Consider the following 820-nt stretch of genomic DNA (forward strand, 5'->3'; position numbering starts at 1 on the left):
GCCGCCCAGCCCCGCGGCGAGGGCCGCGCCTCGCCCGGCCGGCCTAGTTGAGGGCCGGCTCGGGCGCTTCATAGGTCTTCACCACGCGCACGCCCTGGGCGTCGGCGGTGTGGAACTTGAACGGCCGGCCGCCGAATACGTTGACCGACAGGTCGGCCAGGATTTCGTCGGCGCCGCCAAAGGGCGCGACCAGCTCGATCAGCCAGGGACGGTCGCCCCCCGCCCATTCGTCCGGCCGCAGCTTGTTGGCCCCCTGCTCGAGGCGCCGTTCCGTCTCTTCCGAGACCATCGCCCAGAGGGCGACGGCCGCCGGCGCGTTGGGGCCGTAGAAGATGCGGAACTGCTCCACCAGGATGGCCGGCATGGCGAACCATTCCAGGTCGCCGATGAACAGCTGCTTGTGGAGCGGCGACTGCGACATCAGCCAGACGATCTCGCCCAGCATCTGGGCCACCGTCTTGGGCTGCGGAGCGGTCTGGCCGCTGGCGGCGTCGGTCATGCGAAACTCTTCCGTCACTGGGCGGTCATGCAGGGATACGGCCCGACGTACCGAAACGCCAGCGTGAAGCGGCCGCGTCAGCGGCCATGAGCTGGGCGGAGTCGTCCTCGCCGGAGCGCTTCCAGACCGCGGCGCCGCCGCCCGTGCGGGGACCGAAGGCGGCCATGGCCTGGGTCAGCTTCTGGTGCGCCGACAGGTCCGCGAGGTCCGCCGTCTCGACCACCAACCGCTCCTGGCCGTACCGGCCCGGGCTCAGCAGCCCCCGACCGACCTGGCCGAGCTCGAACCCGGCCTCGCGCCCGCCGTCGTCCCACCAGCGCA

At 71.8% G+C, this 820-nt stretch carries 2 protein-coding genes; both read right to left on the minus strand.

Annotated elements, in window-relative coordinates; all coding sequences use genetic code 11:
- Positions 1–43 precede the first annotated feature (43 nt).
- Positions 44–499, minus strand: coding sequence for a toxin-activating lysine-acyltransferase (locus tag AC2W7C_RS18565; protein WP_486002663.1), 456 nt, complete (start codon positions 497–499; stop codon positions 44–46).
- Positions 500–524: 25 nt separating this feature from the next.
- On the minus strand, positions 525–820 hold a 296-nt coding region (locus AC2W7C_RS18570), incomplete at its 5' end, for a hypothetical protein (RefSeq protein ID WP_486002664.1).

It is taken from the genome of Brevundimonas sp. CURTG3B2_SDJG (assembly GCF_057364705.1).

Excerpts from the sequence above, each read along its gene's own strand:
- AC2W7C_RS18565 (WP_486002663.1), bottom strand. The coding sequence starts at position 499 with ATGACCGACGCCGCCAGCGGCCAGACCGCTCCGCAGCCCAAGACGGTG.